12 protein-coding genes are annotated in these 14,468 nt (G+C 64.0%); 11 read left to right on the forward strand and 1 reads right to left on the reverse strand.

What is annotated here, in order from left to right; genetic code table 11:
* Window positions 1-12 precede the first annotated feature (12 nt).
* Window positions 13-567 (reverse strand): hypothetical protein, encoded by a 555-nt coding sequence (locus A5724_RS03305; protein WP_067796129.1) that lies wholly within the window; start codon window positions 565-567, stop codon window positions 13-15.
* Between the two features lie 205 nt (window positions 568-772).
* On the opposite strand from A5724_RS03305, the gene A5724_RS03310 reads away from it, so the two are divergent.
* The 11 genes from A5724_RS03310 (at window position 773) to A5724_RS03360 (ending at window position 14,468) form a co-directional block, all read left to right on the forward strand.
* The gene (locus A5724_RS03310; RefSeq protein ID WP_067796132.1) at window positions 773-1,507 is read left to right on the forward strand and encodes a class I SAM-dependent methyltransferase; all 735 of its coding nucleotides are present in this window, start codon (window positions 773-775) and stop codon (window positions 1,505-1,507) included.
* Window positions 1,508-2,063: 556 nt separating this feature from the next.
* Complete coding sequence (locus A5724_RS03315; protein WP_232004684.1) at window positions 2,064-2,852, forward strand: glycosyltransferase family 2 protein; 789 nt, start codon at window positions 2,064-2,066, stop codon at window positions 2,850-2,852.
* A 55-nt stretch (window positions 2,853-2,907) separates the two neighbouring features.
* Window positions 2,908-4,044: a glycosyltransferase family 4 protein gene (locus A5724_RS03320; RefSeq protein WP_067796136.1), complete on the forward strand. Its 1,137-nt coding sequence runs from the start codon at window positions 2,908-2,910 to the stop codon at window positions 4,042-4,044.
* A gap of 130 nt (window positions 4,045-4,174) precedes the next feature.
* Window positions 4,175-6,052 carry a hypothetical protein gene (locus A5724_RS03325; RefSeq protein ID WP_067796138.1) on the forward strand — a complete coding sequence of 626 codons (1,878 nt, stop codon included), beginning with the start codon at window positions 4,175-4,177 and terminating at the stop codon, window positions 6,050-6,052.
* Between the two features lie 218 nt (window positions 6,053-6,270).
* Complete coding sequence (locus A5724_RS03330) at window positions 6,271-7,209, forward strand: hypothetical protein (RefSeq protein WP_067796141.1); 939 nt, start codon at window positions 6,271-6,273, stop codon at window positions 7,207-7,209.
* Window positions 7,206-8,540 carry a hypothetical protein gene (locus tag A5724_RS34090; RefSeq protein WP_197518533.1) on the forward strand — a complete coding sequence of 445 codons (1,335 nt, stop codon included), beginning with the start codon at window positions 7,206-7,208 and terminating at the stop codon, window positions 8,538-8,540. Before A5724_RS03330 ends, A5724_RS34090 begins: the two co-directional genes overlap by 4 nt.
* Window positions 8,537-9,937 carry a glycosyltransferase family 4 protein gene (locus A5724_RS03340; RefSeq protein WP_067796146.1) on the forward strand — a complete coding sequence of 467 codons (1,401 nt, stop codon included), beginning with the start codon at window positions 8,537-8,539 and terminating at the stop codon, window positions 9,935-9,937. Before A5724_RS34090 ends, A5724_RS03340 begins: the two co-directional genes overlap by 4 nt.
* The gene (locus A5724_RS03345; RefSeq protein WP_067796149.1) at window positions 9,934-10,725 is read left to right on the forward strand and encodes a polysaccharide deacetylase family protein; all 792 of its coding nucleotides are present in this window, start codon (window positions 9,934-9,936) and stop codon (window positions 10,723-10,725) included. Before A5724_RS03340 ends, A5724_RS03345 begins: the two co-directional genes overlap by 4 nt.
* Window positions 10,710-11,966 carry a nucleotide sugar dehydrogenase gene (locus A5724_RS03350; RefSeq protein ID WP_067796153.1) on the forward strand — a complete coding sequence of 419 codons (1,257 nt, stop codon included), beginning with the start codon at window positions 10,710-10,712 and terminating at the stop codon, window positions 11,964-11,966. The genes A5724_RS03345 and A5724_RS03350 overlap by 16 nt, the downstream gene beginning before the upstream one ends.
* Window positions 11,950-12,855 (forward strand): hypothetical protein, encoded by a 906-nt coding sequence (locus A5724_RS03355; RefSeq protein ID WP_197518534.1) that lies wholly within the window; start codon window positions 11,950-11,952, stop codon window positions 12,853-12,855. The genes A5724_RS03350 and A5724_RS03355 overlap by 17 nt, the downstream gene beginning before the upstream one ends.
* Before the next feature lie 44 nt (window positions 12,856-12,899).
* Window positions 12,900-14,468, forward strand: coding sequence for an acyl-CoA ligase (AMP-forming), exosortase A system-associated (locus A5724_RS03360; RefSeq protein ID WP_067796279.1), 1,569 nt, complete (start codon window positions 12,900-12,902; stop codon window positions 14,466-14,468).

The following is a 14,468-nucleotide window of genomic DNA, read 5'->3' on the forward strand; positions in this document are numbered from 1 at the left end:
CGGCCGAACCGACTAGTGGTGACCGCCCGTGTCGCCGGCTTCCGCTGCCGCTTCCCGCCGCGGTTGCTCACCGGCCGAGATCGGCACCTGCACGGTGGTTTCGCCCGCCTTCTCGAAGGTGAAGGTGAATGGGTACGTCAGCCCGTTGGTGATCGGCTTGGACAGTGCAACCTTCGCCTGCACCGCGTCGGCCTTCTCGGCGGCTTCCAGCGGCGCGATCTGGCCGTCGGGTTCGCCGACTACCAGGACGCCGTTGGCGGGCACCGAGGTGTCGCCGGAGAGGCTGACGGTGCCGACATCGGAGCCGACCGAAAGCAGCTTGTCGTTGACATCGGGAGAATTGTTGACCGCGACGAACAACAACTCGACGTCGCTGCCGGGCCGGATGTAGTCGGCGTTCTGGGTGGCACGCAGATGAATGTTGCGCAACGCCATCGAGCCCACCGTCGCGAGCGTGCCGTTCACGGCCGGCTCCTGCGTCGCGGTCTGCGATATCTGCCCGGCGCCACAGCCGGACAGGGCGAGGGCGGCGGCGACCGCGCACGTGGCCAGTCTGAAGCGGTTCACTGAACTCTCCTGCGAAAGTCGGCGAGACGACCGCGAAGTGGTCGCCCGGGTTTAGCTATGCAGAAAGTACCGTACGAGGGTTTCCCCAGCGGGGCTGCGGTGCCATCAGCCGGTCGAGAGTGATGAGCCCGGCAAAGGTCTTGGGGTGGCTGCGTCCAACGGGTACCTTGTTCAAGAACCAGGATCTGCGAGGGAGGTTCGCGCCATGGGGGAGGCGTCCACGGTGAATCGCGGCATTCGCGCGCAATTCCTGCAAACCGATCAGGAGTGGGAAACGCGTAACGCGGTGCTCAGTCGCCATCTGGCGGACCTGATCAAGGAGTACAGCTCGCCGCACGCGACCCACGGCATCGAGATCGGGTGTCAAACCGGTGCACTGACCGAACAGCTGCAACAGCTCACGCACATCCGGAATTGGGCGGGCATCGATCCCAAGCTGACCGAGGAGGCCGTCACCGATCGCGGCTGCGTCCTGAAGCCGGGACGGGCAAGCGAACTGAGCTTCGCCGACCAGACATTCGACGTCGCGGTGTTCGCGAACGTTTTCGAGCACATTCCACCGGATGAGCGCGACGCCAGCCTGCGTGAGATTTACCGCGTGCTCAAACCGGGCGGTCACGTGATCGGTCAGCTGCCGAACCCCTACTTTCCGATCGAGTCGCACAGCAGGCTTCCGTTCATGGGCTGGCTGCCCGTCAAGTGGCAGCACCGGTATTGGAAGCTGGCGCCGGTCAGTTGGGGTCACGACTTCTACGTCGTGACGATGAAGCACCTCAAGGAGTCGGCGCACCGCGCCGGTTTCGAGGTAGCGCACGTCCGCCACTTCAACTATCCGCCCGAGGTGATACCCAGCGGCGTCCGATGGGCCGCCCGCCTGCTGCAACGACCGATGCGATACGTGCCCTGGTCGTGGCAGTTCGTCCTCATCCGGCCCAGCTGAGCACCAACGCCATCGAACGTCCGTTTTTCGTTCTGTGGACCAGTCGACTTCGGTACAGCACGAACCGGCTCCAGCTACATTTTTGCCATACGCCAGCGGGGTATCAACAGCGGCAGATCCGATGGTGTCAGCAAAGTGTCCTTAGCCAGAAGAATTGTTGCTAGCGCAAATCCGAGAGGGATGGCAAGCCTCGCCTCAGGTGCCGAACCGCTGTACGCGTACTAAGTTGCTTAAGATCACATAGCGCCGTGTGGAACATATCCTCGAAGTTTGCCATGCGAGCCGGAAGTCCCGCTGTGCAGTCGCATCCGTGCCCGATTCGGCGGGAGTATCAATTTTTCCCTAGGTTCTCTTAACGTGTCGCATGGCATATGCTAACGTCGCAGGCGGGACGCTCGGGGGGGTTGTCCAACAGATACGACAGCTAATCGAGTGTGTCCACACGGCGTCGGCCTCGGCGCATCGGTTGGACGGGGGTCTAGCAATGGCCGAATCATCGGCGACAAACGCATACAGGGACGGCGCGCCAGCACCACGACTGGCGAACGATCAGGGCGTGGAACCTGCACCCCTCGCAACAAAGCGGCGTAAACGCTCACGCGCAGCCTCCGCGAAACCGGTGACGGTCAGCTTGGTCATCCCGGTCAAGAACGAGGCGCGAAACATCGGCTGGGTGCTCGAACAGGTCGCCGATGAGGTCAACGAGGTCATCCTGGTGGACGGCAACTCGACCGACGCGACGCTCATCACCGCGCGCAGCTATCGCCCCGACATCAAGGTGGTGTTGCAGGAAGGCCTCGGCAAGGGCAGCGCGTTGCGGGCGGGCTTCTTGGCCGCGACCGGCGACATCATCGTGATGATGGACGCCGACGGCAGCATGGCGCCACAAGAGATCCGCCATTACCTACATTTCCTCAACAACGGATACGACTTCGTCAAGGGATCGCGGTTCATCGCAGGCGGTGGATCTCTCGACATCACGGCATTACGGCGGCTCGGCAACCGGTTCCTGCTCGGAGTGTTCAACCAACTCTACGGCGGCGACCTCACCGACCTGTGTTACGGATTCTGTGCGTTCCACCGCCGCTATCTGGAGGCCATGGCGCTCTCTGCGACCGGGTTCGAGATCGAAGCCGAGATGGTCGTGCGTGCAATGCAGGCCGGGATGCGCATCGCCGAGGTTCCGAGTTTGGAGTTGCCTCGCCGGGCGGGCAAGTCAAACCTTCACTCGATTCGGGACGGCACCCGAGTGCTGCGCACCGTGGTGCGCGACCACCGATCCGGACTCAGCGGACGTTTGGTGCAGTCGGTTCGCAAACATACCCAACCCGGCGAGCGCATGTGAGCGACCGGTATGCGAATCCGGCTGCGGAAGACCGCGCCTTGACGGGGGAATTTGCGTGACAAGCGCCGCGCTGCGGGTCGGGCTCATCGTGCCCCGCTTCAACCCCTATCACGGTGGCGTCGAGACCTACGCCGCGCAGGCGGCCGCCGCTCTGGCGGCGACGGGCGTCGAGGTGACCGTTGTTACCCAAGTACCGCGTGACGCAGGACTTCCCGCGCGAGATCGGCGGAATGGATACACCATCGAGCGCCACTATCTGCCGCTTGGCGAAGTATTCGACGTTCCTTCACCGGCTGCCGCCCGTGCGGCTCGGCGGTCCGGACGCTTCGACGTGGTGTGGGTGCACAGCTACCACACTCCCTTGGCTTGGCTGGCGGCGGAGTTGTCGAAGGCGCCAGTCGTGTTCACCCCGTGGTATCACGGCGGGGGCCACACACCGATCCGCGACGCATTGCACCGGTTCTACCGGCCCGCTGGCCGGCGACTCATGGCTGCCAGCCGCCGGATTCTGGTCGCGACCGAGGCGGAGGGAGATCTGGTCCGGCGGGACTTTGCCCGACAGGTAGGCCCCGACAAGATCACCCTCGCTCAAATCGGGATCGCCGATCCGGTTGGTGGCTCGCGGCCCTATCCCGGCGAGTCGAACGTCGTGCTGACCATCGCCCGCCAGGAACCGTACAAGCGGACGGACGTGCTCATCCGTGCGATCGCCGAACTGCGCGACCGGGCGATACCGGCACGACTTGTCGTCGTCGGACAGGGCTCCGCCGAGAACGCCTACCGCAAACTCGCGACCGCACTTGGCGCAGATGACTTGGTGACATTCGCAGGCGCAGTGGACAACGAGGCGCTTGGACGCTGGTGGGCATCGGCATCGGTCTATGCGACCGCGAGTCTGCATGAGGCCTTCGGCCTCTGTCTGGGAGAGGCGCTCGCCGCGGGGCTGCCCGTCGTCGCCAGCGCCATCGGCGCTCACCGCGACGTGGTCCGCCGCGCCGGGACCGGTGCGATGGCCACGCTGTGCGAGGTCGACACCCCCGACGCGGAGTCCGTCTCACAGTACGCAGACGCGATTGCCCGCGGGCTCGCCTCGACGGAGTCCCGCAAGGAGCGCTCCGCGCGTTGCACCTTGCCAACTGAAGCCGACATGGTCAGCCATCTCCTCGAGACGCTCAGCGCCGCGAGATCGTGAGCAGGCAGTGACCAGTACAACGACGCTCCCACCCATCGCCGACAGGCACCCGCCGTCCGACGAATTCGACTCCAGCGCTTCGCAGTCCGGTGCGGGCCCCCAGCGTCGACTGCGGCTTTGCGCTGTCTGCATGCCACCGGTCGGGGCCGTGCTGATACTACTGTCCTTCCACCATGCGGCCGGCCAACCCGAGCCGGACCAATTACAGTTCGCGCTCTTCTGGGCGGGCTTTCTGCTCGGAATGTTGCCGCTCGTCGCGCTAGCATGCGACCGCCACAGCGGCGGTGCATCGCGGACCTGGGCACTGGTGGGCATCGGCTTGTTCGGCATGGTTCCGAGGCTGCTGCAATACGGTCCGGCAGGCCCCGACGAGTATGCCCACTGGCGGCAGTCGTTGGAGGCGTTTCTTGCCGGCGACGTCGGTCACTCCAATTACCTGTTGCCGATCACAAGGGAATTCCCTGGCCTGCACCAGGCTGGCAGCGCCATTGCCCGGCTCGCGGGTATGCCGCTCTGGCCGGCCAGCATCGGCGTGGTCGTGTTAGCCCACATCCTGTCCGTCCTCGCCATCTACCAACTGGTCCGGATGGTGGGCGCACCCGCCCGCGGGGCGGCCGCCGGAGCGGTTATCTACACGCTCAACCCGTCGTGGCTGTATTTCAACTCCGCCTTTTCATACGAGAGCCTTGCGCTGCCATTGATGATCTGGTGCCTGGCGGCAACCGTCGCGGCTGGCCGTGCTTCGCGGAAAATCAACATGCGCGCCCTGGCCATGGCGGTGTTCTGTGTCGCCAGTTTGCCGGTGATCCATCACCTGACCTCGATCCTGCTGTGTCTGATGCTGATGCTGCTCATCGTTGTCCGCGTACTGCCCTTCGTCCGACAGACAGCGTCCGGTGGCTGGGGCGCGGAGGGGGAGCGATTCTGGCCGCCGATCTTCATCGGGGGCTGCCTGCTGGTTTCGATCACCTTCTGGTGGTCTGGACTGTCAGGGAGCATCGTCGGGTACCTCGGCCCCGAAGTGACCCGCGGGTTCGCGCAGCTTCAGAAGATGCTGGATGGGATCAACCAGACCTCCAGTCACCGCTCGCTGTTCGAAAACTCTTTGAATCCGCCCTACGAGATCGTCTGCGGTTACCTGTTCCCAATCGTGTTGTTTGCGATGTTCTCATGGTCTCTCATAGTCCTGTGGCGCAACCGGCGTCGGCTCGGTTCGGCGCCTTGGGCGTTCGCCGGGGTGGGCTCGATGTTCTTCGCAAGCATGCCGTTGTTGGTGACTGGCGGCGCCGAGGGAGCCCACCGGTCATGGGGGTACAGCTTCATCGGGATCGCGGTCGTGTGCGGGCTAGCCTGGTCGCACGCTCGAGACCGCGAAGCTGACGATGTCGCGACCCGATGGCGTTCGCTGCGGAGGGTATTCGGTCGGCCCGGCGTCACGGCCGGTGTCGTGGGAATCCTGTTCACCGTCTTAGCTTTTGGAAGCGCGGCGGTGGGAGTCAAAGTCACACACCGTTTTCCGGGTTCTGCAGAAGTCGGAGACGACGGACGATCGGTGTCAAGGGAAAGTGCAGCCGTCGCCTCGTGGCTGGCGGCGCACGCGCCCGTCGACACCCGCGTGATGACTGACAGGTTCAGTTCTCTACAGATCGGATCGCCCGGCCGGATGGCGACGTTGCGGCCAAGCACGAAATTCCCGGTTTGGGACATGTACATGAGCCCCGAACCGGTACGCCTTGAAGTGTTGAAGCAGATATTCGACTCCAAAATCAAATACTTCGTGGTCGATTCGCGGATGGCGACCACCCGTCCGCAGTTGGGCATCTGGTTCACCCGAGAGGAACCCGGTGCGAAGGGCCCAGACGTGTATCCGCAAGCGGCGATCGACCGGTTCAACTGTCTGCCTTGGCTGCGGGCCGTATATGCAGCCGGTCCGTTGACTGTCTATGAGGTGAACACGTTCCTGTTGCGTCGCACGCGAGCTGGCAGTTGCGAGGGGTCTGGGGGATGAGCGAGCTCAAGAGTCATCGGGGCAGCTCGGGCGATACCGCGAACGCAGCGCGCTGGCGCGGCCTCAGACTGCGCACGGCAAGCGGCGAGCGCGAGGTGCCGCGCGACCGGTCAGCCAGGCTCCGCGTGCTAGCGGGGTCGGGCATCGGCATCGGATGTCTCTTAGTGGCTCATTGGCTTGCACCAGAACAGCTTTCGCTGTTTACCGCACCTTCAGGTGTGGTCGGTTGGATAGCGATGATCTGCGGGATCGTCGGAATCTGGCTCGTGCCGGGGCTGTGGATGTCCGCAGTGATGATGCGCTACGCGGCCGGTCCCGCGGCGTGGCTGGGCACCCGGATCTCGACGACGCTCGCCTGGTATGTGCTGGTCGCTCCGGGAATCCGGCAGTTCGGCGAAGCCGCCCGAATCACCACTCTCGGCATCCTCGCGACGACGACGGTGGCCACAGCCGCAGTATCGCTCGGTGTTGCGCTCGGGCTGTCGGGCCGGATTGCAAGTCGCTGGGCGTGGATCGTGGTCGCAGCCATTGTCGGCGGCGGGTGTGCCCAGGGCCTGATCCTGGCGTCGAGACTGGTGTGGAGTGGTGAGGACAGGACTTACTCACACCATGTTGGCTTGGACGTCTTGATTGTCCTCGGCTGCGCGCTCCTCGTCGTTGCGGGAATCGTCGGCAGTCCGAAGCTGCCGCCCGTGCTGACCTCCCGGAATGTGCGCACGCCCCTGATCGCTCTGTCGGTGATTGCAATCACCGCGGCGGCGCTGCTGGCGATAGGCGCGAGATGGTCGCCGGCGCAACAGATGCCGTCCGCGTTCAGCGCCGAACAGATCCCTGCGCCCGACGGAGCCGACCTGGCGTTCGCCTTGACTCCGCTCGGCCCGGACGGCTTCGAACTTGTCCGGCGTGCCGACTTCACGGTCTACGACGAGACAGGACGGCGGGTTCCCGTCGAATCGCGGCTAGAACTGGCCGACGGCGCCGCGGACCGGTCCACGCTGATCATGGCGTTGCCGCGGAGTAGTCAGCCGGAGTTGTGTGGAAAGGAGCGCATGGACCGCGCAATACAGACGGGCGTGCCCATCAAACTGACTATCCGCGACCAGCAGTCGGATCTCCTTCTGCAGGCGGTCATTCCCGTCAGGTGGTGTACCGGATGACCACAATCCGCCAAAGCACCGCCCGTGGTTTGGTGGCCAACAGCATCGCTCTTCTCGCGATGAACCACCTCACCTCTCTGCTTGGTTACGTGTTCTGGGTGCTCTGCGCACGCAGCGTCGACGCCAGCGTTATCGGTGTTGCCAACACGGTGATTGGCGCGATGACCTTAGTCGGTATCGTGTCCGTCGCCGGGTTCATACCGTTGCTGCCGCGGGTGTTGCCCGGGGCCAGCGCCGAAGAGCGTAGTGGTCTCTGCAGTACCGCACTCGTGGTCGCCGTCGTCGTATCGGGCGCGGCAGGCGGAGTCGCGGCGCTGGTGCTGCCGAACACGGTGCAAGCCGCTCTCGGCACCGGCTGCCTCGTGGCGCTCATGGTCGCGGGCTCAGTGGGTACCGCCATGATGCTTGTGATCAACGGGTCATTGCTCGGTGTTCGCCGGGCCGAACTCTCGCTGCTCGGCAGTGTGGTCGGCGCGCTGTCGCGGCTGGGCGCCGTCGCCGTGTTTCTGCCGGTCGCCGTCTTCACCATAGGTGCCGATACTGATGCCGCACATGTGATCCTCTTCGGCTGGGTCGCTTCCCTGATGCTGAACTTCGTTCTGTCGCTTTCTTTGTTTGTCCGTGCGACGAACGACTTCCGCTTCCACCCGAGGCGGATCTGGGTGTCCCGACTCCGACACCTTGTGCCGTGGGACTACGTCGCCACGATCGCGGTCCGCGCGCCGTTCTATCTGGTGCCGATCATCGCCGCAGCGTTCTTCCCACCCGACCAAGTCGGATACCTCTCCATGGCCGCGATGATCAGCACCGCATTCTTCGCGGTGAACGCCGCGGTATCCAACGCGCTTCTGGCAGACTGCGCGGACCGTCCTGACCGATTGCGGGCACAAGCGCGCCGTGCTGTGGCGCTGATCGGCGTACTGTTGATCCCCGCCGTGGTCATCACGTGCCTGCTGGCCCCGCAGATCCTGGGCATTTTCGGAGCCGACTACGCCCACTACAGCACCCTGCTCGTAATCGGCTTGTTGTCCACCCTCCCAGACGCTTTGGTCAACGTGGCCGTGGCGGTGCTGCGCGTACAGCGCCGACTGGTTGCAGTGGCCGCCATCAGCGTGGCGGGGGCATCGATCGGCATCGGTATGTCATGGCTACTGATGCCGCACATCGGAATCATCGGGGCGGCATGGGCGGCGCTTGCAGCACCAACGATCGTCGTGACTGTATTGGCTGCCATGGGGTTCTTCCGCTGGCTGATCAACGTTCGCGCAGCCGCCAGCGCGGCACGACTGCGCGCACGCGTCACGGAGGAACCGGCGATGGGAATTCCGTGACGTCGCCCGCAGCCACCACGCCCGATCAGTCAGGACCGTCTGCCGGAGACGGCGGGCTGCAACAGTTGCGCATTCTGCACGCGACAGACACGTTTCCGCCCAACGTCGGTGGCCTGGAACTGTCGACCGCGGCGCTGACGCGTGCCCAAGTGAGCCAAGGTCAGGTGGTCGCCGTGGCGACGCCGCGGCACCCGAACGCGCCGGATCGGGAGAATCTCGACGGCGCCGAGGTGCACCGCCTGCCTATGGCGATGGCGCACGTGCCGGGCGCATATGTCGACCCGACCCATCTCTGGTTCCCTCCCGTTCCGGACCCGCAGTTCGCCCGCGCGTTCGCCGACCTTGTCAAGCGCTTTCGGCCGGACGTCATCCATGTCCGCGGCTGGATTCTCTACAGCGTGCTCGGCGCCGCGCGCCGTGCGGGCGTCCCGGTCGTTGCCACCGCGCACGACCACAGCCATGTTTGCGCCACCAAAATCATGCTGTACCAAGGTCAGAGCGTCTGTTCGGGACCCGCGTTGGGTAAGTGCATGAGCTGCGCGTACTCCCACTACGGCGTCAAGGGAATTCCGTTGGCCGCAGGCCTTCACCAGTTGGGATCGAGGCGGCATCGCGACGTCGCCCAATGGACGGCTACTTCGTCAGCGCTCGCCGCGCGTGGTTCGGCGCCTCGGGCCGCGGATCACACCGACGTCAAGGTGATTCCCACGTTCATCGATGATGATCTGCTCGCTCTCGCAAGCGACGAGCGAACCGCTGAGCGGCCTGAATTCGTCCCCGCCAGCGGGCCTTACCTGTTCTATGCGGGAGTGCTCGGGGCCTTCAAAGGTGTCGACGTGCTCCTCGACGCTCACGCCCGCCTCCGCGCACAAGGCCTCGATGTGCCGCTGGTCCTTGCTGGGCTGCCCCGCCACGATTTCCATCTTGAAGACCGCAACGGGGTGGTCGTCGCGACCAACGTGCCGCGGGAGGCGGTGATCGCAGGGTGGCGACATGCCGCCGTCGGCATCGTGCCGAGCCTGGTGCCCGAGGGATTCGGGCGGGTCGCGGTGGAATGCCTTGCGGCGGGTACACCGTGCGTGGTGTCGGCGCTCGGCGGTCTGCTGGATGTGGTCGCCGACGATGTCGAAGGTATGCATGTGCCACCTGGGGACGCCCCGGCGCTTGCCGCCGCGGTACGGCGCCTCCTCGAGGACGAGGATCTGCGGTTGCGGCTCGGTGCGGCCGGACCAGCGAAGGCGGCGCGCTTCACGTTGTCACAAGTCTTACCGCAGCTCGACGCCGTGTACCTGCGAGTCATGGACGACACAACGGCTAGTCAGGCAGCCAGGCGAAAAGCGCGTTTCTCTAAGCAATTTCGATCTCAGGCGAAAAGAAGCGAGGGGGTACGGGCATGACAGCTTCCACCGATGAAGGCTATTCGAAGAGCGCTGAGCTGGCCACCATACCGCTGGTGTTGATGTTCCACTCGGTCTCGCCCCACGACGAAGATCCCTTCATGGTGACCATCACGCCGCAGCGGTTCGAGCGACAGATGCGCTGGCTGCGCAACAGGGGACTGCGCGGCGTCTCGATGGGCGAGCTGCTCGACGCAGCGGCCGAGGGACGGGCCCGCCGACTGGTGGGATTGACATTCGACGACGGCTATGCGGACTTCGTCACGAACGCTCTGCCGATTCTTCAGCAATACCGCTTCACCGCCACCGCTTTCGTGCTCGCTGGACGGTTCGGCGGAGAGAACGTTTGGAGCAGGCCCGGACCCAACAAGGCGCTCTTGACTGCCGCGCAGGTGCGCGAAATAGCCAGTGCCGGAATCGAAATAGCCTCACACGGACTGCAGCACGTGTCGTTGCTGAAGGTCGACGACGCGCAACTGCGCGAGGAGACCGTGCGTAGCAGGGCGATACTGCAAGAGCTGCTCGGCCACTCGATACGAGGATTCGCGTATCCATACGGACACTCAGATCCGCGCGTCGTGACGGCTGTACAGAATTCGGGCTACGACTACGCCTGCGCGGTTCGGCCGTGGTCGGGCATCGGGCGCCATGCAATTCCACGGACATCGGTCCTTCAGAAGGACAGCACATGGCGACTGGACGCCAAGCGGACGGTTTCGGCGCTGACCGTCGGCAACCGCTTCGGCGTGCGACGGTACCGAGCTGGTGGACAATGCGTGTCGCAGTAGTCGGCCAGGGTTATGTCGGTCTGCCGCTTGCGGTCCGGGCCGCGCAAGTCGAGCACGATGTCGTTGCCTACGACATCGATGAGGCCCGAGTGAAACGGCTCCTTTCCGGTCAGTCCTACATCGAGGACATCTCCGACCAGGACCTCAGTGCGGTACTCGAGGCCGGAACGCTGCACCCATCATCTGAGGCTCGCGCGTGCGCCGGCTTCGATGTTGCGGTCATCGCCGTGCCCACGCCGCTGCGCGAAGGCGTACCTGACCTGCGCTACATCGAGGAGGCAGCCCTTACGCTCGCCCGCTTCCTGCGACCGGGTGCGACAGTCGTGGTGGAGTCGACGACCTATCCGGGAACCACCCAGGAAGTGGTCGCGCCGATTCTGGAGGACGGCTCGGGGTTGGTCGCCGGCGCCGACTTTCATCTCGGTTACAGCCCGGAGCGCATCGATCCGGGGAACTCGACCTGGACTCTGGTCACCACGCCGAAGATCGTTTCCGGCATCGATGCGGCCTCGCTGGTGGCGGTTCAAGCGTTTTACGACACGCTCGTGGAGACGACCATCACCGTGAGTTCGCCACGGGAGGCCGAGTTGGCGAAATTGGTGGAGAACACCTTCCGCCACGTCAACATTGCGCTGGTCAACGAAATTGCGATGTTCGCCCACGAACTGGGTATCGACGTATGGGAGGCGATCGACGCCGCGTCGACGAAGCCGTTCGGCTTCATGCGGTTCACTCCCGGGCCGGGCGTCGGGGGCCACTGCCTGCCGATCGACCCCTCATACCTGTCATGGCGGGTGGAGCGCGTGCTGGGCCACAATTTCCGCTTCGTAGAACTGGCCAATGACATCAACGGGCACATGCCCGACCATGTGGTTCACCGGATCACGATGGAGCTGAACGCCCGACGACGTTCCGTCAACGGTTCGCGCATCCTCCTGCTCGGTCTGTCGTACAAGAAGAACACCGGCGACGCTCGTGAGTCGCCCGCCGTGCGTGTGGCCCAACTCCTTGCAGAGATGGGCGCGGTGGTCCACGGTGCCGACCCATACACCGTGGAGGAGACACCCGTCGACGGTCTGCTGTGTCGGGTCGATGTGACTCATGAAGAGCTCGCGTCTGCTGATGCGGTCGTTCTGCTCACCGACCACGACGAGTTCGATTTCGATGACATCGTCAGTCATGCGAGATTCATTCTCGACTGCCGTCATCGGTTGGAAGGGCCTCATGTCGAGTACCTCTGACGCCGGCGATGCGGGCTTTCGAACGGATCTTCGCACCAGTGCCATCGAGGCCAAGCCGATCACCGACGCAGACACATGGGCGGTGGCGGAATTCATGCATCGTCAGATGTACTCCGGAGCGTCAGTGGCCGATTGGCGGCGACTCATGATGCCGCCTGGAGACGTCGAGCAACCCAATCATGGCTACCTACTGTGCGAAAACGGGCGTGTCGTCGGTGCCTATCTTGCGATGTACTCGGAACGCGTGATCGATGGTCGCCCGCGACGTATCTGCAATCTCGGAGCGTGGTGCGTCGTCCCGGAGCATCGTGCTAGCGGCCTGCGACTGCTACGGGCGTTGCTCCGACAGCGGGGTTATACCTTCACGGACCTGACGCCGAGCAAAACCGTCGTGGCGTTGGACACCCGTCTTGGGTTTACTCCGCTGGATACCGCTACGGCATTGGTGCCCAACTTGCCGTGGCCCGTCCAGTCGAAGGGGCAACGAGTTGTCGACACTGGCAACGAGATTCAGGAACTGCTTTCGGGGCGGGACCTGACCGTTTATCGCGATCACGCTGAAACTCCGGTCAATCACGTTGTGCTCGTCAAAGGAGATGAAAGCTGTTATGTGATGTACCGGCGCGTCCGGCGCAGACGTCTCCGCCTGTTCGCCTATATCCTGTTTGTGGCCAATCCCCGACTGTTTGAGGAATGCGCGCCGCAGTTCTACCGATATCTGCTGCTGCGGCACGGGATGGTTGCGACGCTGGCTGAGATCAGGGTCGTTGGGCACCGTCCTAAACCTGCGGTGATGATCCCGGGCTGGTCGAGAATGTATCTCAGCGAGGATCTGGAGCCCAAGCAGATCGACTATCTCTATAGCGAGATGACGTGTCGTCCATGGTGATCGAGAGGAATCGGCACCAACGACCGAAAACAGGTGACGGCGACATGAGAACGAGCCTCCATCACCTCATCGAGCACCGCGCGCGGTCACACCCCAATTCGCCCGCCGTGACCTTCAAGCAAGAGACGCTCACCTACGACGAGCTGTGGACGCAGGTTCGAGGTGTTGCTGCCGGTTTCGGCGAGCTCGGTGTGACACGCGATCAGCGGGTCGCAGTGTTTCTCGACAAAAGGATCGAGACTGTCGCAGCGATCTATGGTTCATCGGCCGCGGGTGCCGCTGTCGTCCCGGTGAATCCGCTGCTGCGCCCGGCACAAGTCGGACATATCCTGCGGGACTGCGGCGTTCGCGTGCTCGTCACGTCTCCCCAGCGGCTAGCACTGATGCGCGACGAACTCGCATCCTGTCCGACGATCGAACACGTCGTGCTCGTCGGCCCCCGCGACGAAGAGGAAGAACCATCCGCGCACTACGAGGTGCATGGCTGGGAGCGGCTACGGGGATCGATCCACGCAACGCCTACCGCGAGCAATTCTGCGTCAGATCTCGCCGTCATCATCTACACCTCGGGAAGCACCGGCAGGCCCAAGGGCGTGATGCTCAGCCACGGCAACGCCATAGCGTCCAGCTTTCAGCCATATCTCGGCAATACCGCCGACGACGTGATTCTCGTTGCGCTGCCGTTGAGCTTCGACGCGGGATTCAGCCAGCTGACGATGGCGTTCGCGGTGGGCGCACATGCGATCCTGATGAACTATCTCCTTCCTGGTGATGTGCCCCGACTGTGCGCTAAACACGGCGTCACCGGCATCACTTGCGTTCCGCCGCTGTGGATCCAGATCGTCGAGCAGAAGTGGCCTGAGCACGCGAAAGCGTCGCTGCGCTACTTCGGGAGCACCGGCGGCCGGATGCCGAAACCGATCTTGGACAGGCTGCGCGAGGTGTTTCCCTCCTCCAAACCGTTTCTCATGTACGGACTCACCGAGGGATTCCGATCGACGTACCTCGACCCGGCAGAGATCGACCGCCGACCGAATTCCATCGGGAAAGCGGTTCCGACCGCCGAAATCCTCGTGGTACGGCCCGATGGATCGAGGTGTGATCCCGGCGAGGAGGGTGAACTCGTCCATCGCGGCGGACCGCACATTTCGCTCGGTTATTGGAACGATCCCGAGCGGAGCGCGCAACGCTTTCGGCCGGTTCCGGGCCGCGACGAGCCGGGGCGCACACCTGAACTCGCGGTCTGGACCGGCGACAGGGCGGTCACCGACGACGAGGGTTTCATCTACTTCATCGGGCGCAGGGACGAGATGATCAAGACGTCCGGATACCGAATCAGCCCTACCGAGGTCGAGGAGGTCGCCTATGCAACAGGTTTGGTACGCGACGCCGTGGCGCTCGGCGTGGAGGACGAGGCGCTCGGCCAGCGGGTCCGTCTAGTAGTGGCACCCGCTGACGTGGATAATTTCGACACCGACTCGCTGCTTGGGGAGATGAAGTCTCGGCTGCCGCTGTACATGGTGCCCAGCTCCGTCGTCGTTCAGGATGCGTTGCCGCGCAATCCAAACGGCAAGTTCGACCGGGCGCTGTTGCGCGAGGAGTTCGGAACGTGA

It is taken from the genome of Mycobacterium sp. ACS1612 (assembly GCF_001667505.1).
Lineage (GTDB): Bacteria > Actinomycetota > Actinomycetes > Mycobacteriales > Mycobacteriaceae > Mycobacterium.